This window comes from Streptomyces sp. NBC_00683 (assembly GCF_036226745.1).
GTDB lineage: Bacteria > Actinomycetota > Actinomycetes > Streptomycetales > Streptomycetaceae > Streptomyces.
This window is the reverse complement of record NZ_CP109013.1, coordinates 2,808,813-2,834,601: the sequence shown is the minus strand read 5'-3', so window position 1 is coordinate 2,834,601 and position 25,789 is coordinate 2,808,813. Positions and strand designations below refer to the sequence as shown.

Here is a 25,789-nt window from a genome sequence, read left to right as displayed (position 1 = left end):
ATGCCGAGCGACGACCGCAGCCAGGCGGGTACACCCCGCACCATCCCCGCCCCCGACGTGTCGCCCCCGGCCGTGCCCCCGGAGCGCGCCGCCCACCCCGGCCCGGGCCCGGTGCCCGCGCTCCGGGAGCAGCCTCCGCAGCCGGCCGCTGAGCCCGCGGGGGGCTACGGTGCCGTGTTCGCCGTGCGGGAGTTCCGTGCCGTGTTCGCCGCGCACCTGCTGTCCCTCCTCGGCGTCGTCATCAGCGAGCTCGCACTCACCGTCCTCGTCTACGACCTGACCGGCTCGCCCCTGCTCTCCGCGCTCACCTTCGCGCTCGGCTTCCTCCCGTACCTCGTCGGCGGCACGCTCTTCGCCGGGGTCGCCGACCGCTACCCCGCCCGCCGGGTCCTCGTCACCTGCGACCTGATCTGTGCCGGCTGCGTCGCCGTGATGGTGCTGCCGGGCACCTCTGTCGGCGGGCTCCTCGCACTGCGCTGCCTCGTGGCCGCCGTCGCGCCCGTCTTCACCGGGACGCGGATGGCGGCCCTCACCGACATCCTCGGCGAGGGAGACCTCTACGTCCTGGGGCGTTCGCTGCTGCGCCTCGTCTCGCAGAGCGCCCTGCTCATCGGCTTCGGCGCCGGCGGGGTGCTGCTCGCGGCGCTGTCACCGCGCGGGGCGATCACGATCACCGCGGGCACGTTCCTCTGCTCGGCCCTGCTGCTCCGCCTCGGGACCCGCGCCAGGCCCGCCCGTACCGGCGGCGAGGGCGGTGGTGCGCTCCTGAGGGACTCGCTCGCCGGGGCCCGTGTCGTCCTCGCCGACCGCAGGATCCGGGCGCTGATGCTCCTGTTCTGGGTGCCCGCCCTCTTCGTGGTCGCTCCGGAGGCGCTCGCCGCACCGTACGCGGACGCGATCGGTGTCGGACCTGCCGCGCTCGGGCTGCTGATGTGCGCCATGGCCGTCGGCCACATCGGCGCCGAGCTGTACACGGGAACCGTCCTCGGCCCCCGGGCCCGCTCGCGGATCGTCCTGCCGGTGGCGGCGCTCGGGCTGCTGCCCCTGGTGGTGTACGCGTTCCGGCCCGGCATGGCCCTGACCGTGGCGGCCCTGGTCCTGGCGGGGGCGGGGGCGGCGTACGTCATCGGGCTCGACCAGTGGTTCGTCGACGCGGTTCCCGAGCATCTGCGGGGCCGGGCGATGACCCTGCTCACGGCCGGCCTGATGACGGTCCAGGGCATCGGCATGGCCCTGGCCGGTCTGGCCGCCGAGTTCTTCCCGGTGCACCAGGTGGTCGCGGCCTCCGGGGCGATCGGCACCGTGTGCACCCTCTTCCTGGTCGCCGAGGTCCGTAGAACAGGCGTCCGGTACCGAAGTGCGAGACAGGGCTGACCGGCATGTGACCAGTGGGTAAGGTCGTGCCGTGCCGAAGCCGCTCAGCCTTCCCTTCGATCCCATCGCCCGCGCCGAGGAACTCTGGCACCGGCGCTGGGGGCCGGTGCCCTCGATGGGGGCGATCACCTCGATCATGCGGGCCCAGCAGATCCTGCTCGCCGAGGTGGACGCGGTGGTCAAGCCGTACGGGCTGACCTTCGCCCGCTACGAGGCACTGGTCCTGCTCACCTTCTCCAAGGCCGGTGAGCTGCCGATGTCCAAGATCGGCGAACGGCTGATGGTGCACCCCACCTCCGTGACCAACACCGTCGACCGCCTGGTGCGCTCCGGGCTGGTCGACAAGCGGCCCAACCCCAACGACGGCCGCGGAACCCTCGCCTCCATCACCGGGAAGGGCCGTGAGGTCGTCGAGGCGGCGACGCGGGACCTGATGGCGATGGACTTCGGGCTCGGGGTGTACGACGCCGAGGAGTGCGCCGAGATCTTCGCGATGCTGCGCCCCCTCCGGGTGGCCGCCCAGGACTTCGAGGACCGGTGACCGCAGGGACAGGGCGCTGCAAGATCGCCCAGGTCGTCCGGCTAGTCTCGATGCCATGAAACGCAGTGTGCTGACCCGCTACCGGGTGATGGCCTATGTCACCGCCGTCATGTTGCTGGTGCTGTGCACCTGCATGGTCTTCAAGTACGGATTCGACACCGGCGAGGGCCTCACCCTCGTGGTCTCGCAGGTCCACGGTGTCCTCTACATCATCTACCTGGTCTTCGCCTTCGACCTCGGTTCCAAGGCGAAGTGGCCGCTCGGCAAGCTGCTCTGGGTGCTGGTCTCCGGCACCATCCCGACGGCCGCGTTCTTCGTCGAGCGCAAGGTCGCCCAGGATGTCGAGCCGCTGATCGCGGACGGCTCCGCGCAGGCCGTCAAGGCCTGACCGGACCGCCCGGACCGTACCCCTCCACGCCCCGCCGAACCGCCCCGTGCAAAGCACCGGGCGGTTTGCCATCGACATTTACTAGGACGTCCTAGTAAATTTGAACCATGGACGCTGACGCGATCGAGGAAGGCCGCCTCCGCTGGCAGGCCCGTTACGACAAGGCCCGCAAGCGCGACGCGGACTTCACCACGCTCTCCGGGGATCCGGTGGAGCCCGCGTACGGGCCCCGCCCCGGCGACACGTACGAGGGGTTCGAGCGGATCGGCTGGCCCGGCGAGTACCCGTTCACCCGGGGGCTCCACGCGACCGGGTACCGGGGCCGCACCTGGACCATCCGCCAGTTCGCCGGCTTCGGCAACGCCGAGCAGACCAACGAGCGCTACAAGATGATCCTGGACGCCGGTGGCGGCGGCCTCAGTGTCGCCTTCGACATGCCGACCCTGATGGGCCGCGACTCCGACGACCCCCGCGCGCTCGGCGAGGTCGGCCACTGCGGTGTGGCCATCGACTCCGCCGCCGACATGGAGGTCCTCTTCAAGGACATCCCGCTCGGCGACGTCACCACCTCGATGACCATCAGCGGCCCCGCCGTCCCGGTCTTCTGCATGTACCTGGTCGCCGCCGAGCGCCAGGGCGTCGACCCGGGAGTCCTCAACGGGACGCTCCAGACCGACATCTTCAAGGAGTACATCGCGCAGAAGGAGTGGCTCTTCCAGCCCGAGCCCCACCTGCGCCTCATCGGCGACCTGATGGAGCACTGCGCCCGCGACATCCCCGCCTACAAGCCCCTGTCCGTCTCCGGCTACCACATCCGCGAGGCCGGAGCGACGGCCGCGCAGGAGCTCGCCTACACGCTGGCCGACGGCTTCGGCTACGTGGAGCTCGGCCTCTCCCGCGGGCTCGACGTGGACACCTTCGCCCCGGGCCTCTCCTTCTTCTTCGACGCGCACCTCGACTTCTTCGAGGAGATCGCCAAGTTCCGCGCCGCCCGCCGCATCTGGGCCCGCTGGATGAAGGAGACGTACGGAGCGCAGACCGACAAGGCGCAGTGGCTCCGCTTCCACACCCAGACCGCCGGCGTCTCGCTCACCGCACAGCAGCCGTACAACAACGTCGTGCGCACCGCGGTCGAGGCGCTCTCCGCCGTCCTCGGCGGCACCAATTCCCTGCACACCAACGCCCTGGACGAGACCCTCGCGCTTCCCTCCGCGCAGGCCGCCGAGATCGCCCTGCGTACCCAGCAGGTGCTGATGGAGGAGACCGGCGTCGCCAACGTGGCCGACCCGCTGGGCGGTTCCTGGTACGTCGAGCAGCTCACCGACCGCATCGAGGCCGAGGCCGAGAAGATCTTCGACCAGATCAAGGAGCGCGGCACCCGGGTCCACCCGGACGGCAAGCACCCGATCGGCCCGATGACTTCGGGCATCCTGCGCGGTATCGAGGACGGCTGGTTCACCGGCGAGATCGCCGAATCGGCCTTCCAGTACCAGCAGTCGCTCGAGAAGGGCGAGAAGCGGGTCGTCGGCGTCAACGTCGCGCTCGGCTCGGTCACCGGCGACCTGGAGATCCTCCGGGTCAGCCACGAGGTCGAGCGCGAGCAGGTGCGCGACCTCGCAGGACGCAAGGAGAACCGGGACGCCGCCCGCGTGGGCGCAGCGCTGGACGCGATGCTGGCCGCCGCCCGCGACGGCTCGAACATGATCGAGCCGATGCTGGAGGCGGTACGGGCAGAGGCGACCCTGGGCGAGATCTGCGGCGTCCTGCGCGACGAGTGGGGCACCTACACGGAGCCGCCCGGCTTCTGACGGACAGTCCCGCGCGCCTGCTAGGCGGAGACCGCTCCCAGCCCCGAGAGCAGCAGCAGCGTGAAGCGCCGGGCCCAGTCGGCATCGACGGGCTCGGCGCTCACCAGCGCCCGGTGCACGACGGCACCGGCGATCACATCGAAGATCAGGTCCGCGGTGAGGGCCGCCGTCGCGGAATCCGGCTCGGCGGGCAGCTCGCCGCGCTCCTGCGCGCGCGCCCGGCCCTCGAGGACCAGGCGCTTCTGCCGGTCCACGATGGACTTCCTGATCCGGTCCCGCAGCGCCTCGTCGCGGGTCGACTCCGCGACCACCGCCATCAGCGCCGTCTTGGTCTCCGGCCGCTCCAGCAGCGCCGCGAACTGCAGCACCACGGCCTCCACGTCGGCTGCCAGGCTGCCCAGGTCGGGCAGCTCCAGTTCGTCGAACAGAACCGCGACCGCGTCCACGACCAGCTCGTTCTTCCCGGCCCAGCGGCGGTAGAGGGTCGTCTTGGCGACCCCCGCGCGGGTCGCCACATCACCCATCGTCAGCTTCGACCAGCCGAGGTCGACCAGTGACTCACGGGTCGCCTCCAGGATCGCCTCGTCGGCGGCGGCACTGCGCGGACGTCCCGATCGGGTGGGTTTGGGGTGGCTGCGGCTCAGCATGCGGTGACCATACCGGCCAGTAAGTACCAGTGGCCGGTCCCGGTGCCCGTGAGACAGATCACCGGACACTCTTGCCCGGGAGGGGGTCCGGCCAGTTACGCTACGGGTCGTAGCGTAAGGACGATGGTTCATCGGTCCCGCGCCACGACTGATCGACAGCCACAGGTGCCGGGTGGGGATCCGGCACCGAGAACGGGGTTTTTCAGGGCCCCGGAACCGTTTCCGTCCACGCGCCGCGCACACCGGTGCGGCTGTGGACGGAGGCGGTTCACGGATCGCTTTCCGAATCCGTGCGCACAGGGGGGAGGATGTACGTATGCAGCCTAGGAACATGTCCATGAGCGGCGTCGTCGACCTCGCCGCTGTGAAGGCGGCCGGCGAGGCCAAGGCGAAGGCGGAGCAGGCCCGAGCGGAGTCCGCCAGGCAGGGTGGTGGTGGCGGTGTCGCCCCCGCCTCCCTGGTGATCGACGTCGACGAGGCGGGATTCGAGAACGACGTCCTCCAGCGCTCCGCCGAAGTCCCGGTAGTCATCGACTTCTGGGCCGAGTGGTGCGAGCCGTGCAAGCAGCTCGGCCCGCTCCTGGAGCGCCTCGCCGCCGAGTACAACGGCCGCTTCGTGCTGGCCAAGGTCGACGTCGACGCCAATCAGATGCTGATGCAGCAGTTCGGGATCCAGGGCATTCCCGCGGTCTTCGCCGTGGTGGCCGGGCAGGCCCTCCCGCTCTTCCAGGGCGCGGCCCCCGAGAGCCAGATCCGCCAGACGCTCGACCAGCTGATCCAGGTGGGCGAGGAGCGGTTCGGCCTCACCGGGATCGTGGTCGACCCGGACGCGGCGGTGGACGAGGCGGAGGACGGTGTCCCGGCCGACGTGCCCGCAGGGCCGTACGACGCGCTTCTGGAGGCCGCCGCACAGGCGCTGGACGCCAATGACTTCAGCGGTGCCGTCCAGTCGTACAAGAACGTGCTCGCCGACGACCCGGCCAACACCGAGGCCAAACTCGGCCTCGCCCAGGCGGAACTGCTCGGCAGGGTCGCCGACCTGGATCCGCAGCGGGTCCGCAAGGACGCCGCGGACAACCCGGCCGATCCGGCGGCCCAGCTGGCCGCAGCGGACCTGGATCTCGTCGGTGGCCATGTCGAGGACGCGTTCGGACGCCTCGTCGAGACCGTCCGCCGTAATTTCGGTGAGGACAGGGACACGGTGCGGGTGCGTCTCCTGGAGCTTTTCGAGGTGATCGGCCCGGACGATCCCAGGGTCATCGCGGCGCGAACTGCCCTGGCGCGCGTCTTGTTCTGATGTGACAACACGGCCGTGGTGCCCAGCGGGCGCCACGGCCGTTTTCGCGGGCGAACGACAACGAACGCCTTCGCTTTACCAAATCTTGATAAAAGTACGCGCTGTTACTGGCAGTAAATCGAACCCTGGGATCTGTCCGCTTTAGGACCCCAATCACACTGTTCGCACGCCCCTTTGGTGCCACCCTGTGTGGCCGGACGGTACCCCCCTGTCGCACCCTGGTTATCGGGTCGTTACTAGCGAGTAACGACCCCCCTTGTGTCGCGGCCGCGAATGCACCACGATCGGCCACGCTCGGTCCAATACCCGCCAGCCCGACGGCCAGTCGGCGTCGGCGGCCAGTTGGGTCCCCACCGAGTGGTCGGCGGCAGTGGCGCCGATCGCGGACAGGGGGGTTCCTGCCATCGGCAGGGCCTGTCCGAACCGGTTGCGCAGACGCGTGACCAGTGGTTGTCGCTCGGGGGTGATCGCCGGTGATTCGGATGCGGTACGCGCCTCCGGTCCGGGCGCTCTCCTTCCCGAGGACGTAGCACTTCTCCCATCCCAGGACGGGCACGATGCCCGTACCGGAGATGTACGTCCGAGAAGGAGGAAATTTATGAGTTCCCAAGTTCGCGGTGGGACCAGATGGAAGCGTTTCGCTCTGGTCATGGTGCCGAGCGTTCTCGCGACCGCCGCGGTGGGCGTCGGGCTGGCGCAGGGTGCGCTCGCAGCGTCGTTCAGCGTGTCGGGCCAGTCGTTCAAGGTGTCGGCCGACTACCTGGACGGCCACGGCTTCTCGCAGTACGGCGGCATAGACGCCGGCTACGCGGAGATGAAGGGTGACAAGAAGACTCTGCACCCGGTCGCGATCTCGTCGTTCAAGACGGCTGAGATCACGAACATGTGCCAGTCCGTTGTCACGCCGAACATCCCGCTGCTGGGTTCGGTCAGCCTTCAGCTGAAGGCCGGTGGCGGCAAGACGCCGGTTTCGGCCGAGAACCTGTACATCGATGTCGCCGACCTGTCGGCCGACGCCGAGTTCACCAACATCGACATCGGTGTTGCGGCGAAGGACGCCACCAAGGGTCCGGCCATCAAGTCCGGCGAGAACGTCAACGAGAACGGTTTCGCCCAGCAGGCGGACCGGGCGCAGCTGCGGAACGTGAAGCAGACGGCGTGGGCGACCACGGCCGGAACCTTCAAGCTCAGCGGCCTGAGCATGAAGCTCTACAACGGCGTCAAGGAGTGCTACTAAGCACTCCGCCCGGACGGGCGGGGCGGCGGCCACGCCGGCCCGCCCGTCCGACTCCCTCTTCTTTTCACAGCACGACCGGTTCCAGGGAGCTGTTTTCCATGAGCGCCGAGACCACAGGCACCCGCGACTTCGCCTACTGGCGGCTGCGGTTCCGTGACTGGCGGCACACCCGGCCTTTCTGGGCGGGCCTCCTGACCGCGCTCGGTGGCGGTCCGATCGCGTACTTCCCGTACGCGAATCTCAAGATCGGCCATCTGACGCTGGCCATGGCGACCACGGCGGGCGCGGGCTCACTGATCATCGGTGTCCTGCTCATCACGCTCGGTCTGACCATGTGGTACCACCACATCGTCCGGGTGTTCGCCGGTGTGGCCTCGATCCTGCTGGCGCTGGTCTCCATTCCGGTGTCCAACCTCGGCGGCTTCCTGATCGGGTTCCTGCTGTCCATGATCGGCGGCTGCCTCGCCCTTTCCTGGGCGCCGGGCACGACCGACGCCGAGCGGACGACGGCCAAGCACGCCGCCGGGTACGCACCGCAGGAGCCGCAGAACGAGTCGCAGTACGGCGCCGATACGGCGCAGGCGGCCGAGCCGTCGCACGGTGCCGACGCATCCGAATCGTGGAGCGACGGCAGCACGAACGGACACGTTGACGCCAACGGCGGGAGGAACAGTGCGGGGTGACGAGACGCAGCCGGACTCGACCGGGGAGGACGCCCGGGTGAGAAGCGGGCCGCGCCACGCGGCCCCCAGGAAGTCGCTGCTGACGAAGCTGCACATGCCCGCAGGGAAGAAGGCGTTCGCGCTCGCCGCGATGCCGACGGCGGTCTTCGTGGGCATGGGGCTCACCCCCAAGCTCGCCCTGGCCGACGACAGCGGGGACATACCCTTCGCCCCCGGTCCCTGTGTGACGCGCTCCGACGAACCGAGCGAGTCCCAGGAGCCCGAGGCCAAGCCGACCCCGAGCGCCACGTCCACCGGCGAAGCCGCCGACAAGGACGAGGAGCCGGGCAAGGAGGAGAGCGCCGAGCCCAAGCCTTCCGCGAGTGCGAGCACGAGCGCTCCCGCGGCGGACGACACGGCGCAGAACAAGGCTCCGGCACCCACGCCGACGCCCACCCAGTCGAAGAACCCGCTCGACCCGCTGGGTGTCGGTGACGCGCTCAAGGACCTCCTGGACGGACCGGACAAGGAGACGGCCAGTCCGTCCCCCAGCGCCACCACACAGGCCCCGGAGCCGGCGGACAGCGCCACCCCGAAGCCCGCGGAGAGCGAGACCACCAAGCCCGTCGAGAAGGCCACGGAGGCGGCGAAGGACACGGTCGACAAGACCGCCGACGCCATCCGTGACGCGGCCGACAAGGCGGGCAAGGACGTCGAGGAGCTCGAGGAAGGCGCCAAGGGCCTCGACCCCGTGAAGGACGAGGACATCCCGGACGGCGCCAAGGAGCGCTTCCCGTGCCCGACCGCCGACCCCAAGGCGCTCGCCGCGGCCGACCTGGAGCAGGGCATCCCGCTGCTCCCGAACGACCCGTGGATCCTCGAGTCGTCCAGGCTCACGCTCAACGGGCTGGACTACAAGGGCATCGTCGAGGTGAAGAAGGGTGACGGCAGCACGAAGAAGGTGCTGAAGTTCACCGCGAGCTCCATCGACATCAAGGACCTTCACCAGCTCACGACGGGCCCTGGCGGTACCACCGGTCACGTCGAGGCGCGGAGCGGTTCCACGTCCACGATCCGCAACGGCACGGTGACGATGTACACGGAGGAGCTGAAGGGCAACCTCTTCGGCCTCATCCCGATCACCTTCAGCCCGGAGACCCCGCCGCCGCTGAACGTACCCTTCGCGTTCTTCACGAACGTGAAGGTGACGCAGGCAGGGCAGTTCGGCGGCACCCTCTCGGTGCCCGGACTGCACAACTACTTCACCGGTGGCGCGAGCTAGCCGGTGATCCGGACCCGTCCGGGAGCCGCAACAACGACTGCGGGCCGCGCCTCTTCAGGAGGCGCGGCCCGCAGTCGTCGTCCGGGGAACCGATGGTCCGCGACGAGGCGCGGACCATCGGTCCGTCAGTCGCGCTTCTCGCCGCCCAGGTGGTGGACCCGGACCATGTTCGTGGTCCCGGGGACGCCGGGGGGCGAGCCGGCGGTCATGACCATGATGTCGCCGGTGTTGTAGCGGTTCAGCTTCAGGAGCTCCTCGTCGACCAGGTCGACCATCGCGTCCGTGTTGGCCACGTGCGGCACCACGTGGGCCTCGACGCCCCAGCTCAGGGCGAGCTGGCTGCGGGTGGACTCGTCCGTGGTGAAGGCGAGGATCGGCTGGGTCGTGCGGTAGCGGGAGAGCCGGCGCGCGGTGTCACCGGACTTGGTGAAAGCGACCAGCGCCTTGCCGTCCAGGAAGTCCGCGATCTCGCAGGCCGCACGGGCGACCGAACCACCCTGGGTCCGGGGCTTCTTGCCCGGCACCAGCGGCTGGAGGCCCTTGGACAGGAGCTCCTCCTCGGCGGCGACGACGATCTTCGACATCGTCTTGACGGTCTCGATCGGGTACGCGCCGACGGACGACTCCGCGGACAGCATGACCGCGTCCGCACCGTCCAGGATCGCGTTGGCGACGTCGGACGCCTCGGCGCGGGTCGGCCGGGAGTTGGTGATCATCGACTCCATCATCTGGGTCGCCACGATCACCGGCTTGGCGTTGCGGCGGCACAGCTCGATGAGGCGCTTCTGCACCATCGGGACCTTCTCGAGCGGATACTCGACGGCCAGGTCGCCACGGGCCACCATCACACCGTCGAAGGCGGCGACGACGCCCTCCATGTGCTCGACGGCCTGCGGCTTCTCGACCTTGGCGATGACGGGGACCCGGCGGCCCTCCTCGTCCATCACCTTGTGGACGTCCTTGACGTCCTCGGCGTCGCGCACGAAGGACAGGGCGACCAGGTCGCAGCCCATCCGCAGGGCGAACCGAAGGTCCTCGACGTCCTTCCCGGAGAGCGCGGGGACGTTCACCGCCGCGCCGGGCAGGTTGATGCCCTTGTGGTCGGAGATGACACCGCCCTCGATGACGATGGTGGTGACGCGCGGGCCGTCGACCGAGATGACCTTGAGCTCGACGTTGCCGTCGTTGATCAGGATCGGGTCGCCCTTGGCGACGTCGCCGGGCAGACCCTTGTAGGTCGTGCCGCAGATCGACTTGTCGCCGGCCACGTCCTCGGAGGTGATGACGAACTCGTCCCCGCGGACCAGCTCGACGGGGCCCTCGGCGAACTTCGCCAGGCGGATTTTCGGGCCCTGCAGGTCGGCGAGCACGCCGACCGCGCGGCCGGTCTCGGCGGCCGCCTTGCGGACCCGGTCGTAACGGCCTTGGTGCTCCTCGTGGGTACCGTGACTGAAATTGAAACGGGCCACGCTCATGCCGGCCTCGATCAGAGCGACGAGCTGCTCATGCGAGTCGACGGCGGGACCGAGGGTGCAGACGATTTTGGAACGGCGCATGAGGCGGATCCTATCGGTTTGTTTCGCTGCGGAATATTCCGTCTGGTGGAAGATACAAAGGGGCGCGGGCCCGCTCAGTTGTGGACCAGTGCGAAGGTCTGGCCGGCGATCTCCAGCTCCTCGTCCGTCGGCACCACGGCGACCGCCACCCGTGCGTCCACGGGGGAGATCAGCCGCGGCTCACCGGACCGTACGGCGTTGAGATCCGGGTCCACCGCCAGGCCGAACCCCTCCAGTCCCGCGATCGCAGCCTCCCGTACCGGAGCCGCGTTCTCCCCGACCCCCGCCGTGAACACCACCGCATCCACCCGGCCGAGGACCGCCGAATAGGCGCCGATGTACTTCTTCAGCCGGTGGATGTAGATGTCGAACGCGAGCGTGGCACGCTCGTCGCCCTCGTCCACCCGGCGCCGGATCTCCCGCATGTCGTTGTCGCCGCAGAGGCCGACCAGACCGCTCTTCTTGTTCAGCAGGACATCGATCTCGTCCACCGACATCCCCGCCACCCGCTTGAGGTGGAAGGTGACGGCCGGATCGATGTCTCCCGAACGCGTACCCATCACCAGCCCCTCCAAGGGGGTCAGCCCCATGGACGTCTCCACGCACCGGCCGCCGGCGACCGCGGAGGCCGAGGCGCCGTTGCCCAGATGCAGCACGATCACGTTCACGTCGGCCACCGGCCTGCCCAGCAGCTCGGCCGTCCTGCGCGAGACGTACGCGTGGGAGGTGCCGTGGAAGCCGTAGCGGCGGATGCGGTGCGCGTCGGCCGTCTCCACGTCGATCGCGTACCGCGCCGCGTGCTCCGGCATCGTCGTGTGGAACGCCGTGTCGAAGACGGCGACCTGCGGCAGGTCCGGGCGCAGCGCCTGTGCCGTACGGATCCCGGTGATGTTCGCCGGGTTGTGCAGCGGGGCCACCGGGACGAGCCGTTCGATCTCGGCCAGCACCTCGTCGGTGATCACGGTGGGCTCACTGAACTTCAGCCCGCCGTGCACCACCCGGTGGCCGACGGCCACGAGTTCGGGGGAGTCCAGGCCGAGCCCGTCGGCCGCCAGTTCCTCGGCCGCGGCCTTCAGCGCCTGCTCGTGGTCGGCGATCCTTCCGGTGCGCTCACGGGTCCCGCCGCCGGCCGAGGGGGTGTGCACCAGCCGGGAGGTCTCCTCCCCGATCCGCTCGACCAGGCCGGTCGCGAGCCGTACCCGCTCACGCATGTCCAGGAGCTGGTACTTGACCGACGAGGAGCCCGAGTTGAGGACGAGCACACGGCCCGCCCCGCTGTTGGTGCGGTCGGTGGTCATCGGGTTCGCTCCTCGCCCTGTGCCTGGATCGCGGTGATGGCCACGGTGTTGACGATGTCCTGGACGAGGGCGCCGCGCGACAGGTCGTTGACCGGCTTGCGCAGCCCCTGCAGGACCGGGCCGACCGCGACGGCCCCCGCCGAGCGCTGCACGGCCTTGTAGGTGTTGTTGCCGGTGTTGAGGTCCGGGAAGATCAGTACGGTCGCCCGCCCCGCCACCTCGGACGCCGGCAGCTTGGTCGCCGCGACGGACGGCTCGACCGCCGCGTCGTACTGGATGGGGCCCTCGATCCTGAGGTCGGGATGCGAGGCGCGTACCCGCTCGGTGGCCTCCCGCACCTTGTCGACGTCGGCGCCCGTGCCGGAGGTGCCCGTCGAGTACGACAGCATCGCGATCCGCGGGTCCACGCCGAAGCGCGCCGCGGTGACCGCCGACTGCACGGCGATGTCCGCGAGCTGCTCCGCGTCCGGGTCCGGATTGACCGCGCAGTCGCCGTACACCAGGACCCTGTCGGCGAGGCACATGAAGAAGACCGAGGAGACGATCGAGGCGTCCGGCTTGGTCTTGATGATCTCGAAGGCGGGGCGGATGGTCGCCGCGGTGGAGTGCACCGAGCCGGAGACCATGCCGTCGGCCAGACCCTCCTGGACCATCAGGGTGCCGAAGTAGTTGACGTCCGCGACGACGTCGTGGGCGAGCTCCACCGTCACACCCCGGTGCGCGCGCAGCAGGGCGTACTGCTCGGCGAAGCTCTGGCGCAGCTCGGAGGTCTGCGGGTCGATCAGCTGGGTCCCGGCCAGGTCGATGCCGAGGTCGGCGGCCTTCTTGCGGATGACGTCCACGTCGCCGAGGAGCGTCAGATCGCAGACGTCCCGGCGCAGCAGCACATCGGCGGCACGCAGGACGCGCTCCTCCGTGCCCTCGGGCAGGACGACCCGGCGCCGGTTCGAGCGGGCCTGTTCCAGCAGCTCGTGCTCGAACATCATCGGGGTGACCCGGCCGCTGCGGGACACGGAGATCCCCTCCAGCAGGGCGCCGGTGTCCACGTGGCGCTCGAAGAGGCCGAGCGCGGTCTCCGCCTTGCGGGGCGTCGCCGCGTTCAACTTGCCTTCCAGCGAGAAGAGTTCGGCCGCCGTGGGGAAGGACCCACCGGCCACCGCGACCACCGGGGTACCCGGTGCGAGGCGGGCGGCCAGCCTGAGTATCTCCTCGCCGGGACGCTCGTCCAGGGTCAGCAGGAGGCCGGCGATGGGCGGGGTGCCCGCACTGTGCGCGGCGAGCGCACCGATGACCAGGTCCGCGCGGTCGCCGGGGGTGACGACCATGCAGCCCGGGGTCAGTGCCTTGAGGAGGTTCGGCAGCATCGCGCCGCCGAAGACGAAGTTCAGCGCGTCCCTGGCGAGGCCCGAGTCGTCGCCGAGCAGAACCGTTCCGTCCAGCGCCGCGGTGATCTGGGCGACCGTCGGCGCGGAGAGCGCCGGATCGTCGGGCAGGACCGAGCAGGGGACCGGCAGCGTGGCCGCGAGCCGCTCGGCGATGGCGGCGCGGTCCTCGGAGGCCACCCGGTTCACGATCATCGCCAGGACGTCGCAGCCCAGACCCGCGTACGCGCGGTAGGCGTTGCGCGTCTCGGCCCGTACGGACCCGGCGTCCTGGCCACCGCCGCCGACCACCGCGATGACCGAGGCGCCGAACTCGTTGGCGAGCCGGGCGTTGAGCGCGAGCTCGTCCGGGAGCTGGGTGGCGGAGAAATCGCTGCCGAGGACCAGCACCACCTCGTAGGCGCGTGAGACCCGGTGGAAGCGCTCGACGAGCCGGGAGACCAGCTCGTCGGTACCCTGCTCCGCCTGGATGGCGGACGCCTCGTGGTAGTCCAGCCCGAAGACGGTCTCCGGGCTCTGCGAGAGCCGGTAGCGGGCCCGCAGCAGCTCGAACAGCCGGTCGGGTCCGTCATGGACCAGCGGACGGAAGACCCCGACCCGGTCCACCTGACGCGTCAGTAGCTCCATGACTCCCAGATCGACGACCTGTCGGCCGTCTCCCCGATCGATCCCGGTCACGTACACGCTGCGCGCCACGCGTGCTCTCCCGTCCTGGCTGGCTGGCATTGCCCTCTTGACGATACCTACGGAGACGGGTAAATCGCCCGCCGGGCGGTACCCGTGCACGGGCCGCCCCGGGCCCCTGCTCGGGGCGGGCCCGACCCTCTGCCGCCCCGCACCGGAAGTGCCGGACGCGTGAGACCGGAGCAGTCGGAAGCGCGAGTGCCGGACCGGGCGTGGGACAATCGTTGTGGCTCACGGTACGGGGGTTTGTCGAGCAGCCCCCGAAATGCATGGCCCCAGCGAGCAGGAGACAGAGCACGATGCGCATCGGAATTCTCACCGCAGGCGGCGACTGCCCAGGCCTCAACGCCGTGATCCGGTCGGTCGTGCACCGTGCCGTCGTGGGTCACGGCGATGAAGTCATCGGTTTCGAGGACGGGTTCAAGGGGCTGCTCGACGGGCATTTCCGGCCCCTCGACCTCAACGCGGTGAGCGGCATCCTGGCACGCGGCGGCACGATCCTCGGCTCCGCCCGGCTGGAGCGCGACCGGCTGCGCGAGGCCGCCGAGAACTGTGAGGAACTGTCCCGCCGTTACGGCATCGACGCCCTCATCCCGATCGGCGGCGAGGGCACGCTCACGGCCGCCCGGATGCTGTCGGACGCCGGAATGCCCGTCGTGGGCGTCCCGAAGACGATCGACAACGACATCTCCGCCACCGACCGGACCTTCGGCTTCGACACGGCCGTGGGCGTCGCCACCGAGGCCATAGACCGCCTCAAGACGACCGCCGAGTCGCACCAGCGGGTCATGGTCGTCGAGGTGATGGGACGCCACGCGGGCTGGATCGCGCTCGAGTCCGGAATGGCCGGCGGCGCCCACGGGATCTGCCTCCCGGAGCGGCCCTTCCAGGTCGAGGACCTGGTCAAGATGGTCGAGGAGCGCTTCTCACGCGGCAAGAAGTTCGCCGTCATCTGCGTCGCCGAGGGCGCGCACCCGGCCGAGGGCTCGATGGCGTACGCCAAGGGCGAGATCGACCAGTTCGGCCACGAGCGCTTCCAGGGCATCGGCAACCGCCTCGCCGTCGAGCTGGAGAGGCGGCTCGGCAAGGAGGCCCGGCCGGTCATTCTCGGGCATGTGCAGCGCGGCGGCACGCCGACCGCGTACGACCGGGTGCTCGCGACCCGCTTCGGGTGGAACGCGGTGGAGGCCGTCCACCGCGGTGATTTCGGCCGGATGACGGCCCTGCGTGGCTCCGACATCGCCATGGTGCCGCTCGCGGACGCCGTCACCCGCCTGAAGACCGTGCCCAGCGACCGCATGTACGAGGCCGAGTCGGTCTTCTGACCGGAACCGGGCCGGTCATCCGGCCCGGGGCCGTGTTCCGGTTGTCGGAGCACGGCCCGGCCGCGCCGTTCCCCGGGTGGAGAGCTGCCGGGGCACGGGCGGGCTCAGATGCCCGCCGTGCGCCAGAACTGCTCGACCACCCGGTCCAGGAACGCCCGACCGGCGTCACCCGACGCCCCGGACCGATCCCGGCCCGTGCTGTCCCAGCTCAGCGTCGTCACCATCAGGGCCTGGTAGTCGGTCTGCAACTGCTCCAGCACGTCCTGCACCAGGACCCGGTCCAGCGGTACGAGCTTGGCCACCGGCCGGACGTACGCCTGCCAGCGCGTCGTCACCGCCCTGTTCAGCAGCTCCGCCATCTCCTCGTTGCGGCCGGTCGCCGTGACGAACTGCGCGGCCGACATGTCCAGGGCCTCGCAGAGCGCCATGCCCTGGCGTTCGTTGCCGCGCCAGCGGCCCGACTCCTCCATCCGCAGATACGCGGCACCGGTCATCCCGAGCTCCCGCGCGAGGTCGTCCACGCTGATGTCCCGGGCCAGCCGGTGCTCGCGCAAGGTGATTGCGGCGGCCAGCAGTTCACCGGGCGCGCACCACAGCACACCGGCGAGCGCCATGAGTTCGCGTTCGCCGGGCAGGGCGACACCGCGCTCCCAGGCCATCACGGTCTCGGCGGTGATCTGGAGTCCGTACTGGGCGCCGAGCCCGTACGCAACATGGCCGGGAGCCATTCCCAGTGCCTCGCGCAGGCGGCGGGCGGCGGGGGCATTGAAGGGCGGAGTGGGTTGCACGGCCCCACCGTAGGAGCACGGGAACGGCCTGGCTACAGGCTGTTCCTAACAGTTCACCCTTCGTATGATCCTCCTAGGAGGATCGTTCCCAGGGCCTCCGGGCGGTCAGCGAGTTTCAGCCACCCACCGGTAACGCAGTTCGGGCCGCCCCACATGGCCGTAGCTCGGCCGGCGCTCGGCGCGGCCGGCCGTCACCAGATGCTCCAGATACCGGCGTGCGGTGATCCGGGAGATCCCCAGCCCCTCCCCGGCGGCCGCCGCCGTCACCCCGTCCGGGGACTCCCGCAGGGCCCGGGTCACCGCTTCCAGCGTCGGACCGCTCAGCCCTTTGGGCAGCGCCGCGGGGTGCGCGACCCGCAGCGCTCCCAGTGCCCGGTCCACCTCGTCCTGGCCGCTCGCCTCACCGGCCGCCGCCCGGAACTCGGCGTAGCGCACGAGCCTGTCGCGGAGGGTGGGGTAGGTGAACGGCTTCAGCACGTACTGCACGACCCCGAGCGACACGCCTTCCCGCACCACCGCCAGATCCCGCGCCGACGTCACCGCGATGACATCCGCACCGTGCCCGGCCGCCCGCAGGGCCCGCAGGAGCTGGAGCCCGTGTCCGTCGGGCAGGTACAGGTCGAGCAGCAGCAGATCCACCGGCATCCGGTCCAGCGCCCGCACGGCCTCCGCCCGGGTGTGCGCGACGGCGGCGACCTCGAAGCCGGGTACCCGGCCCACGTACAGCTGATGGGCGTCGGCCGCCACCGGGTCGTCCTCCACGACCAGCACCCGGATCATGCCCGTACCGCCTGCGCCGGCCGGCCGGTCAGGGGCAGCCGCACCGTGAACTCCGCGCCGCCGTCCTTCGCCCGGCCCAGGACCACCGTCCCGCCGTTGCGCAGGACCGCCTGCCGCACCAGCGCCAGCCCGAGCCCGCGGTCCGCACCGTGCGTCGTCCAGCCGCGCCGGAACACCTCGTCCACGTCGTCCGGGCCGACTCCGGGCCCCGTGTCGGCGACCCTCAGCAGCAGCTCACCGTCGTCGGTCAGCGCGGTGACGGTGACCCGTGGCCGCGTCGTGCCGCGCTGGGCGGGTACGGGCACGCCTCCGCCTCCCGCTCCCGTCTCCGACGCCGCGTCCACCGCGTTGTCGATCAGATTGCCCAGGACCGTCACCAGATCACGCGGCGCGAGAGCCGGTGGCAGCGCCCCGTCGTCGATCAGGCTGTCCTCCGCGAGAACGAGCTCCACACCGCGCTCGTTGGCCTGCGCCGCCTTGCCGAGCAGCAGCGCGGCCAGCACCGGTTCGGCGACCGCCCCGACGACCCGGTCGGTCAGGACCTGCGCAAGCTCCAGCTCCGCCGTCGCGAAGTCCACCGCCTCCTCGACCCGGCCCAGTTCGATCAGTGACACCACGGTGTGCAGCCTGTTGGCCGCCTCGTGCGCCTGCGAGCGCAGTGCCTGCGTGAAGCCGCGCTCCGAGTCGAGCTCGCCCGACAGGGCCTGCAGCTCCGTGTGGTCCCGCAGCGTCACCACCGTGCCGCGCTTCTCCCCGCCCACGACGGGGCTGGTGTTGAGGACGATGACCCGGTCCGAGGTCAGATGGACCTCGTCGACCCGCGGCTCGGACGCCAGGAGCGCCCCGGTCAGCGGCCGGGGGAGGGCGAGCTCGTCGACCTTCCGCCCGACCGAACCCGGTGCCAGTCCCAGCAGCTCCCGGCCCGCATCGTTGATCAGCGCGATCCGGCGCTGTCCGTCCAGCATCAGCAGCCCCTCACGCACCGCGTGCAGGGCGGCTTCGTGGTAATCGTGCATCCGGCCCAGCTCGCGGGCGTTCATCCCATGCGTGTGCCGGCGCAGCCTGGCGTTGATCACGTACGTGCCGAGCCCGCCGAGCGCCAGCGCCGCGCCCGCCGCCATGCCCAGGGCGCCGAGCTGTTCGCGTACCTGGTTGGAGACCCGGTCGACGGTGATGCCGGCGCTGACCAGGCCGACGATCCGGCCCCCGTCACGGATCGGTGTGACGACCCGTATCGACGGCCCCAGGGTGCCGGTGTACGTCTCCGTGAAGGTCTCACCGCGCAGGGCCGGGGCGGTGTTCCCGATGAAGGTCCTGCCGATCTCCGAGGGGTGCGGATGGGTCCAGCGCACCCGGTTCGGATCCATGATCGTGACGAAGGTGATCCCGGTGTCCGCGCGGACCCGCTCCGCGTACGGCTGGAGTACGGCGGTGGGGTTCGGGGTACGGATCGCTTCCCGCACGGACGGGGATCCGGCCATGGCGAGAGCGGCGGCCCGTACCTGCCGGTCCGCGGTCTCCTCCGCCTGTGCACGGCCGGAGGCGTACGCGAAGAAGGCGCACCCGGCCACGACCGCGGCCACGAGCAGGGCCTGCATCGCGAAGAGCTGGCCGGCCAGACTGCGGGGGAGCGTACGGGACAGGCGCATGGCCCCAGTCTGCACGGCGGCACCCACCGGCCCAAGGTGGCTCGAAAGCGTCCGTGAACGATATGAACGCAAGGGTGACCGCGGTCACAGGGAAGTGAATAGTCACCGGGGCCCCCTGGGACGGGGGAGCGACCGCAAACCCCGAGGAGACCACCGTGGCAGAGAAAGTCGCACGACGGGACCGAACGCACTATCTCTACCTGGCTGTGATCGCCGCCGTGGTGCTGGGCATCGCGGTCGGCTTCATCGCACCGGGCGTGGCCGTGGAGCTCAAGCCCATCGGCACCGGGTTCGTCAACCTCATCAAGATGATGATCTCGCCGATCATCTTCTGCACGATCGTGCTGGGCGTCGGCTCCGTACGCAAGGCCGCCAAGGTCGGCGCCGTCGGCGGTCTCGCCCTCGGCTACTTCCTGGTGATGTCGACCGTCGCCCTGGCCATCGGCCTGGTCGTCGGCAACATCCTGGAGCCCGGCTCCAGCCTCCACCTCACCGACGCGGCACGCGCCGCCGGTGAGGAGCAGGCGGCGGGGGCGAGCGAGTCCACGGTGGACTTCCTGCTCGGCGTCATCCCGACCACCATGGTCTCGGCCTTCACCGAGGGCGAGGTCCTGCAGACCCTGCTCATCGCCCTGTTGGCGGGCTTCGCCCTGCAGGCCATGGGTTCGGCCGGCGAACCGGTCCTGCGCGGCATCGGCCACATCCAGCGCCTCGTGTTCCGCATCCTCGCCATGATCATGTGGGCGGCCCCGGTCGGCGCGTTCGGAGCGATCGCGGCGGTGGTCGGCGAGACCGGCGTGGACGCGCTGAAGTCCCTCGCGATCATCATGGTCGGCTTCTACGTCACCTGCGCGCTCTTCGTGTTCGTGATCCTGGGCGCGATCCTGCGGGTGGTGGCGGGGGTCAACATCTTCGCCCTGCTGAAGTACCTGGGCCGCGAGTTCCTGCTGATCCTCTCCACCTCCTCCTCCGAGTCGGCCCTGCCGCGGCTGATCGCGAAGATGGAGCACATGGGCATCAGCAAGCCCGTCGTCGGCATCACCGTGCCGACCGGCTACTCCTTCAACCTCGACGGCACCGCGATCTACCTGACGATGGCCTCGCTCTTCATCGCCAACGCGACGGGCGACCCGCTGAGCATCAGCGAGCAGATCTCGCTGCTGATCTTCATGGTGATCGCCTCGAAGGGCGCCGCGGGCGTCACCGGCGCCGGGCTGGCCACCCTCGCGGGCGGCCTGCAGTCCCACCGCCCCGAACTGGTCGACGGCGTCGGCCTGATCGTCGGCATCGACCGCTTCATGAGCGAGGCCCGCGCCCTGACGAACTTCGCGGGCAACGCGGTCGCCACGGTGCTGGTCGGCACCTGGACCAAGGAGATCGACCGGGCGCGGGTGGACGAGGTCCTCTCCGGCCATCTGCCGTTCGACGAGAAGATGATCGTGGACGAGGGCCCCGCGGAGCCGCACGCCCCGGAAGCGCTCGTCCCCGGGTCCAGGGACGGCGGCGAGGAGCAGCCCTCGCTGGTGAAGGCGTAACGAGCGAACCGAGCGGCCGGTACGGGAGGTCCCGTACCGGCCGCTCGCGTATGTCCCGCGACGGGCGTGGGGACAGCGTGATCATTCCGTGCTGGTGCCGTGTGGCAGGCCCGAGCAGTATCGCTGTTCTGAACAGGCGCAAGAGGTGTCCTGACCAGGCACAAGGGGTGGGGACACTGAAGACCGCACGACACCGGGGAGCCGCGGTCGCACTGCTGCTGCCGGCCATCGTCGCCATGGCCGGATGCGGCGCCCCGGAGCAGCCCGACCCCGGCAGGACGGTCTACGGGCTGCCGCTCGCCGAGCAGTTCCAAGCGGCGACGGACGCCACCCGCGACGCGGGCACCGCCGGCTTCCTGTCGACGCTGACCTACGAGGCGGCGGGCGGCGACGCCGTGCACCGGGCGAAGGGGATCCAGGACTACGAGCGGGGGACGTCGCTCGCGAAGCTCGGCTTCAGGGCGAACCCGCGCTTCCCGGAGCAGGACCTGGAGTCCCTCCAGGGATCGGCCCCCGAGGGAGAGCAGACCGTGGCCACCGCCGAGGACGACGTCTACGTCCGCAACGGCGACTCCGCCTGGCTGAAGTACACCCCCGAAGCCGTCAACGAACTCGGCGAGACCACCGGTGTGATCGCGGCGCATGCAGCCGGTGACGTGGCCCCGTACAGCGGGACCCTCGCCGATATCGTCCCGCGGGTGATTCCCAGGGAGAAGCCCGAGCGCCGGGCGGACGGCAGCCGGGTGTACCGGGTGACCGTGCTTCCCGAGGTCGCCGCGGAAGTGCTCCCCCGTGACCTCCAGAGCCTGCAGAGCGACTGGGGAACGGACCCCGTCCAGCTGACGGTGCGTCTGGACGGCGACGGCCGCCTGGCCTCGGCCGATGCCGACCTCGGGCCCGTCCTGGCCCGTCTGCACGAGCGGATGGCCCTCGTCCATGTGAAGCGGCTGCACGCGGCGTACGAACTCAGCGCCTTCGGCAAGCCGGTGAAGGGCAAGGGCCCGGACAGCAGCGGCGAGCCGGTCGTGGACGCCCGCACGGCGCTGGCTCCCGTGGCCACGCTCAAGAAGGGCCGGTGTGCCACCAGCAGTGACACGGGGCTCGGCTCCACGGTGGTCGTAAGGCCCGTCGACTGCAAGGGCAAGCACGAACTGCGGGTACTGGCCCAGGTGAAGGTGGACAGGACCTTCCCGGGGACGCAGGAAGACAGAAGCGCCGAGGGGTACGGCAGGGCGCAGTGCGAGCGGGCGTCTGCCGCCGCGCCGGAGGACTGGCGGCGCGGCGGCCGTTACGCGGAGGGCTTCAGTTTCGTGGGCGCCTCCAACCTGGAGTTCAGCAACAGCGGAGGAGTGACGGAGACGACGGTGACAGGCTCCTACACCTGTTACCTCAGGACCTCCTGACCCCTGATCAGCCGTAGGGGATGTGGACGACCGACTGGTTGCCGACGCCGACGGTGCCCGTACCGTTGCCGATGGCGTTCCAGATCTCGACCTTCACCGTGCCGTTGGCCAGGTTGCCGTGGCTGCCGGTGGAGGACTTGAGGCCCTTGGCCTGGGTGTAGTGCTCGTACCCGTTGACGGGATCGGTGGCGAAGTAGTTGTACGTCTCCGTGCGGTCCCAGGTCCCGTCACCTGTGCGGTCGTAACTCACCCGTACTTGTTGCCCGTTGGCAACGGTGGTGCCCGAGTCCGCGAACACGTCGAACTGGGTGGCGCCACCGTCGTACGCCCGGGTGATGCCCGTCGCGGTGAAGGTCTGCGGACTGTGCGGGGTGCCGTCGTAGTTGCCGCCGCCCGCCGAGGCGACCGTCACCGACGAGGCTGCGGACTGGGCGGCGCCCAGGCCTCCGGCGCTGCGCAGGGCGAGGGTGGAGGAGCCGGACGGCGGGTCGGTGGGCGGGTCGGTGGTCCCGCCGCCACCCTTGGTCCAGACGCCCACGTAGTCCACCAGCATCGGTCGGCCCGGCACCGTCTCGGCGGTCGGGGTCGAGCCGCCGAGCGCGTTCGGGAAGGCGCCGCCGATCGCGAGGTTCAGCAGGAGGAAGTACCCGGCGTGGTCCGTCATGTTCGCCCACGTCCCGGCGTCCAGCTGGCTCTGGGTGACGCTGTGGAAGAGCTGGCCGTCCACGTACCAGCGCAGGGCGTTGGGGGTGACGGCGCGGTCCCACTCGAAGCGGTACGTGTGGAAGGCGGACTGGCAGCTCGCGCCGGGGCAGGTGCGGCTGTTGCCGAGGCCGGTGGTCTCGTTGCAGGGGCCGCCCGGGTTGACCCCGCAGTGGAGCACGCCCCAGACGGAGTTGATCCCGTTGACGTTCTCCATGATGTCGAACTCGCCGATGCCCGGCCAGTTCCAGTAGTTGCCGCGGTAGGGGGAGCCGAGCGCCCAGAAGGCGGGCCAGTAGCCCAGGGCCGCGTTGCCGGTGACGTTCGGCATCTGGACGCGGCCCTCGATGCGCAGGGTGCCGCCGGCCGGGGCCTTGAAGTCGGCCCTCCTGGTCTCGATGCGGCCGGAGGTCCAGTTGCCCGCGCCGTCGCGGAGCGGGGTGATGCGGAGGTTGCCGCTGCCGTCGAGGCTGACGTTGTCGGGGCTCGCGGTGTAGTTCTGGATCTCCCCGGTGCCCCAGTTGCCGGGGCCGCCGGGATAGCCGTGACCTGTGTCGATCTGCCAGTTCGCGGAGGAGGGCAGGCTGCGGTTCGCGCCGTTGAAGTCGTCGCTCCACTGCAGGTTCCACCCGGGGGTGGTCGGCACGTCACCACGGGCGGGCCCGGATCCGGCGACGGTGATCACCCCGGCGAGGGTGAGGGCCAGGGCGGTGAGGGCGGAGAGGACGGTCGTACGTCTGTGGGGGATCGTGCGGCTCGTACGCAAGGGAACCTCCGGTGGGGGCGTGCGGGGAAGGTTGCTTTTGAGAGCGCTCTCAAGAGTATTTAGAGGCACCGGGGGCGGCCGTCAATGGCCCTGGCCGCTTCAACTTCCCCGACGGGCCGGGCGCCCCCTCCCGTCCGGTCCCTTGCCTTGACGCCGACGTCAAGGATTACCGTCGCCGTATGCGAATCGGGGAACTGGCCGAACGCGCCGGGACGACAACACGGACGCTGCGGTACTACGAGTCGCGAGGCCTGCTGCACGCACGCCGCGCGGAGAACGGCTACCGCACCTACGACGAGGGCGACCTGCGGCTGATCCAGCAGATCCGGACCCTCCAGGACTTCGGGTTCGACCTGGAGGAGACCCGCCCCTTCGTCGACTGCCTGCGCGCCGGCCACCCGGCGGGCGACGCCTGCCCCGCGTCCCTGGCCGTCTACCGCCGCAAGCTCGACGAGCTCGACTCGCTCATCGGGCAGCTGCGGACGGTCCGTACGGAGGTGGGCGCACAGCTGGCACGCGCCGAACTGGAGGCCGCGGCCGAGCGGCCCGGCGGCCCCGAACCACGATGTGAACTGGGAGGATGACAGATGATCCACGCAGAAGGTGTCGCAGAGGTCACCGACACGACATTCGACGAGGAGGTCCTGGGAGCGGACCTCCCGGTCCTGGTCGAATTCACCGCGGACTGGTGCGGCCCCTGCCGCCAGCTCGCCCCGGTGCTCAGCGCGATCGCGGCGGAGGAGACCGGCCGCATCAAGATCGTCCAGCTGGACGTGGACGCCAACCCCGGCATCACGAGCCGCTACGCGGTGCTGTCGATGCCGACGCTGATGGTGTTCCGGGACGGCGAACCGGTGAAGTCGATGGTCGGCGCCCGCCCGAAGCGGCGGCTGCTGCAGGAGCTGGAGGACGTGTTCGCGGCGGTGTAGGGGGACGCTCGGGCTTTACTCGGTTCCGGCCACGTGATCAGCTTCGCCGGGTCGGAAACGGGTGGCCTCGGGGGAGAGGCCGTGGGGATGGGGAGCAGGCTCCGGTGCGCACACACGCAGGAGAGACAACTCAGCAGTGCCCGGAGTGCGGATCCGGGATCAGGGTGGACAGCCGGTTCCCGGCCTGGTGCGGCGACTGCGACTGGAACGTGGACCCGTTGGGGCCGGAGGAAGAACAGCAGGGCCGGCTCGCGAGGGTGCGCCGTACCCTCGCCGGCCGGCACGGCGAGCGGCTGCTCGCCGAAGTGAGCGCGGGCGGGACGCTGCGCCCGGGGAGGGACCGACCGGCTCTCCTCGCCTACGGGATCGCACTCGTGGTCCACGGTGTGACCGTGGCCCTGGCCGCAGGAGGCATCTGGTGCGTGGTGGGCGGATGGGGCAGCCCTGGCCCGGTGGTGGCGGGGCTCTTCTTCCTGGCGCTGGCCTGGAGTCTGCGGCCGCGTATACCCCGGCTGCCCAAGGACGGGCTGCTGCTGTACCGCACCGATGCGCCCGCTCTGTACGGGCTCATCGACGAGATCGCTCAGGTGGCCGGCACCAGGAGCGTGGACGTGATCGCGGTCGATGCCGATTTCAACGCGGGCGTGCGGACCTGCGGAGTACGTGGCCGCCGTCTGCTGACCCTCGGTGTGCCCCTGTGGGAGACACTCGAACCCCAGCAGAGGATCGCCGTGCTGGGCCATGAGCTGGGGCACTACAGCAACGGTGACACCCGGCGCGGAATCGTCTTCGCGACCGCGTACCGTTCGCTGGCCACCTGGCACTACTACCTCCGGCCGACCGAGGATCCGGCGCCGCTCGAGATGCTGGCGAACCTGGTCTACCTGGCGCCCCGGTCGCTGGTCCTGGGCATGCTGATGCTGCTCGACCAGCTGACCCTGCGTTCCAAGCAGCGTGCCGAGTACCTCGCCGACTCCGTTGCTGCCCGCGCCGGTTCCACCGAAGCGGCCGTGGCGTTCCTGGACCGGCTGCTCGTCGCGGACTCGGCCGTCATCACCGTGCGTCGCGAGAGCAACAGGCTCCGGACCCGCCCGCGCGGCGGCGGCCGGGCCGAGGAGCCGACGGACGGTCTGTGGGAGCTGCTCGCGGCACACATGGAGTCGATCCCGGAGCACGAGTACGAGAGGCAGAGGCGGGTCGGTGCCCGGAGGGGGCACAGCGTCGACGACACCCATCCGCCGACACATCTGCGCCGTGAGTGCCTGCTCGCGGGTGCGCCCACGCCTGCGGCCGTGGTGACGGACAACGGCAGGGAGCGACGGATCGCCGCGGAACTCGCCGACGCGCGCGGGCAGGTGGCCCGGCAGATCGTGCGCGGCGACTAGACGTCCGCGCACGGCTCGGCCGCCCCCGTGTCACCTCCTGCGGACGGCCATGGCCACCGCGAGAGCCAGGGTCCCGAACAGCACCGCCACCGCGAACGAGGCGAAGAAGACGACCTCGATCCATCCCGCGTTCGCGCCGGTGACCGCGCCGCTTCCGGACAGGCACGTCACCTCCGGAGGGAAGACCTGCCTGCGCACGTCGCCGCAGGCGTTGGGCAGGTCGTCGTTGATCGCGTACGCCTTGATCCAGCTCAGTGCCCAGGCGGCGAGGAAGACGACGAACGAGGCCGTGGCGATGCCCCACAGCTGCTTCGGTCCGTCCGGCGGCGCGCCGGTCCGTGCCGCGGGCGGGGTGGGCTGTGTCATGGGCG

22 protein-coding genes and 1 pseudogene are annotated in these 25,789 nt (G+C 70.4%); 14 read left to right on the top strand and 9 right to left on the bottom strand.

The features are described from left to right. The 4 genes and pseudogenes from OG257_RS12300 (at position 1) to OG257_RS12285 (ending at position 4,111) form a co-directional block, all read left to right on the top strand. A pseudogene (locus OG257_RS12300) lies at positions 1-1,396 on the top strand (MFS transporter). A gap of 9 nt (positions 1,397-1,405) precedes the next feature. Further along, on the top strand, positions 1,406-1,915 hold the full coding sequence (locus tag OG257_RS12295; RefSeq protein WP_329207252.1) for a MarR family winged helix-turn-helix transcriptional regulator: 510 nt from the start codon (positions 1,406-1,408) through the stop codon (positions 1,913-1,915). Positions 1,916-1,970: 55 nt separating this feature from the next. Further along, positions 1,971-2,303 carry a DUF3817 domain-containing protein gene (locus OG257_RS12290; protein WP_329207250.1) on the top strand — a complete coding sequence of 111 codons (333 nt, stop codon included), beginning with the start codon at positions 1,971-1,973 and terminating at the stop codon, positions 2,301-2,303. Positions 2,304-2,410: 107 nt separating this feature from the next. Beyond that, complete coding sequence (locus tag OG257_RS12285) at positions 2,411-4,111, top strand: acyl-CoA mutase large subunit family protein (protein WP_329207248.1); 1,701 nt, start codon at positions 2,411-2,413, stop codon at positions 4,109-4,111. Between the two features lie 20 nt (positions 4,112-4,131). Here the strand turns inward: OG257_RS12285 and OG257_RS12280 are convergent, their stop codons facing one another. After that, entirely contained in the window at positions 4,132-4,758 is a 627-nt protein-coding gene (locus OG257_RS12280) for a TetR/AcrR family transcriptional regulator (protein WP_329207246.1), read from the bottom strand. 331 nt (positions 4,759-5,089) lie between these two features. Here OG257_RS12280 and OG257_RS12275 point away from each other — a divergent pair, with 331 nt between their 5' ends. The 4 genes from OG257_RS12275 (at position 5,090) to OG257_RS12260 (ending at position 9,236) form a co-directional block, all read left to right on the top strand. Next, positions 5,090-6,055 carry a tetratricopeptide repeat protein gene (locus OG257_RS12275; protein ID WP_329207245.1) on the top strand — a complete coding sequence of 322 codons (966 nt, stop codon included), beginning with the start codon at positions 5,090-5,092 and terminating at the stop codon, positions 6,053-6,055. Positions 6,056-6,653: 598 nt separating this feature from the next. Continuing rightward, positions 6,654-7,292 (top strand): DUF6230 family protein, encoded by a 639-nt coding sequence (locus tag OG257_RS12270; protein WP_329207244.1) that lies wholly within the window; start codon positions 6,654-6,656, stop codon positions 7,290-7,292. A gap of 98 nt (positions 7,293-7,390) precedes the next feature. Next, complete coding sequence (locus OG257_RS12265; RefSeq protein WP_329207242.1) at positions 7,391-7,975, top strand: DUF6114 domain-containing protein; 585 nt, start codon at positions 7,391-7,393, stop codon at positions 7,973-7,975. Further along, positions 7,965-9,236, top strand: coding sequence for a hypothetical protein (locus OG257_RS12260; RefSeq protein WP_329207240.1), 1,272 nt, complete (start codon positions 7,965-7,967; stop codon positions 9,234-9,236). Before OG257_RS12265 ends, OG257_RS12260 begins: the two co-directional genes overlap by 11 nt. A 125-nt stretch (positions 9,237-9,361) precedes the next feature. Here the strand turns inward: OG257_RS12260 and pyk are convergent, their stop codons facing one another. The 3 genes from pyk to pta form a co-directional block, all read right to left on the bottom strand. Next, complete coding sequence (pyk, locus tag OG257_RS12255) at positions 9,362-10,792, bottom strand: pyruvate kinase (protein ID WP_329207239.1); 1,431 nt, start codon at positions 10,790-10,792, stop codon at positions 9,362-9,364. 74 nt (positions 10,793-10,866) lie between these two features. Then, on the bottom strand, positions 10,867-12,090 hold the full coding sequence (locus OG257_RS12250) for an acetate kinase (RefSeq protein ID WP_329207237.1): 1,224 nt from the start codon (positions 12,088-12,090) through the stop codon (positions 10,867-10,869). Continuing rightward, on the bottom strand, positions 12,087-14,168 hold the full coding sequence (gene pta / locus OG257_RS12245) for a phosphate acetyltransferase (protein WP_329207235.1): 2,082 nt from the start codon (positions 14,166-14,168) through the stop codon (positions 12,087-12,089). The genes OG257_RS12250 and pta overlap by 4 nt, the downstream gene beginning before the upstream one ends. A 287-nt stretch (positions 14,169-14,455) precedes the next feature. On the opposite strand from pta, the gene OG257_RS12240 reads away from it, so the two are divergent. Then, complete coding sequence (locus OG257_RS12240) at positions 14,456-15,481, top strand: ATP-dependent 6-phosphofructokinase (protein WP_329207234.1); 1,026 nt, start codon at positions 14,456-14,458, stop codon at positions 15,479-15,481. Positions 15,482-15,585: 104 nt separating this feature from the next. Here the strand turns inward: OG257_RS12240 and OG257_RS12235 are convergent, their stop codons facing one another. From OG257_RS12235 to OG257_RS12225, 3 genes are all read right to left on the bottom strand, one after another. After that, positions 15,586-16,209 (bottom strand): helix-turn-helix domain-containing protein, encoded by a 624-nt coding sequence (locus OG257_RS12235; protein WP_329215044.1) that lies wholly within the window; start codon positions 16,207-16,209, stop codon positions 15,586-15,588. Between the two features lie 165 nt (positions 16,210-16,374). Continuing rightward, on the bottom strand, positions 16,375-17,049 hold the full coding sequence (locus OG257_RS12230) for a response regulator (RefSeq protein WP_329207232.1): 675 nt from the start codon (positions 17,047-17,049) through the stop codon (positions 16,375-16,377). Next, positions 17,046-18,698, bottom strand: coding sequence for a sensor histidine kinase (locus tag OG257_RS12225; protein WP_329207230.1), 1,653 nt, complete (start codon positions 18,696-18,698; stop codon positions 17,046-17,048). Before OG257_RS12225 ends, OG257_RS12230 begins: the two co-directional genes overlap by 4 nt. Positions 18,699-18,853: 155 nt before the next feature. Between OG257_RS12225 and OG257_RS12220 the strand changes: the two genes are divergently transcribed. Together OG257_RS12220 and OG257_RS12215 are read left to right on the top strand one after the other, a co-directional pair. After that, positions 18,854-20,233 (top strand): cation:dicarboxylate symporter family transporter, encoded by a 1,380-nt coding sequence (locus OG257_RS12220; RefSeq protein WP_329207229.1) that lies wholly within the window; start codon positions 18,854-18,856, stop codon positions 20,231-20,233. Positions 20,234-20,400: 167 nt separating this feature from the next. Beyond that, entirely contained in the window at positions 20,401-21,636 is a 1,236-nt protein-coding gene (locus tag OG257_RS12215) for a hypothetical protein (RefSeq protein WP_329207227.1), read from the top strand. A gap of 7 nt (positions 21,637-21,643) precedes the next feature. On the opposite strand, the gene OG257_RS12210 is transcribed toward OG257_RS12215, so the two are convergent. Next, a complete protein-coding gene (locus OG257_RS12210) occupies positions 21,644-23,104 on the bottom strand; it encodes a glycoside hydrolase family 16 protein (RefSeq protein WP_329207226.1) in 1,461 nt (486 codons plus the stop codon). A gap of 179 nt (positions 23,105-23,283) precedes the next feature. Here OG257_RS12210 and OG257_RS12205 point away from each other — a divergent pair, with 179 nt between their 5' ends. The 3 genes from OG257_RS12205 (at position 23,284) to OG257_RS12195 (ending at position 25,418) form a co-directional block, all read left to right on the top strand. Then, entirely contained in the window at positions 23,284-23,688 is a 405-nt protein-coding gene (locus tag OG257_RS12205; protein ID WP_329207224.1) for a MerR family transcriptional regulator, read from the top strand. A gap of 3 nt (positions 23,689-23,691) precedes the next feature. Beyond that, positions 23,692-24,033: a thioredoxin gene (trxA, locus tag OG257_RS12200; protein ID WP_329207223.1), complete on the top strand. Its 342-nt coding sequence runs from the start codon at positions 23,692-23,694 to the stop codon at positions 24,031-24,033. Between the two features lie 164 nt (positions 24,034-24,197). After that, positions 24,198-25,418 carry a M48 family metallopeptidase gene (locus OG257_RS12195; RefSeq protein WP_329207222.1) on the top strand — a complete coding sequence of 407 codons (1,221 nt, stop codon included), beginning with the start codon at positions 24,198-24,200 and terminating at the stop codon, positions 25,416-25,418. Positions 25,419-25,448: 30 nt separating this feature from the next. Here the strand turns inward: OG257_RS12195 and OG257_RS12190 are convergent, their stop codons facing one another. Continuing rightward, entirely contained in the window at positions 25,449-25,784 is a 336-nt protein-coding gene (locus OG257_RS12190; RefSeq protein ID WP_329207221.1) for a hypothetical protein, read from the bottom strand. Positions 25,785-25,789 lie beyond the last annotated feature (5 nt).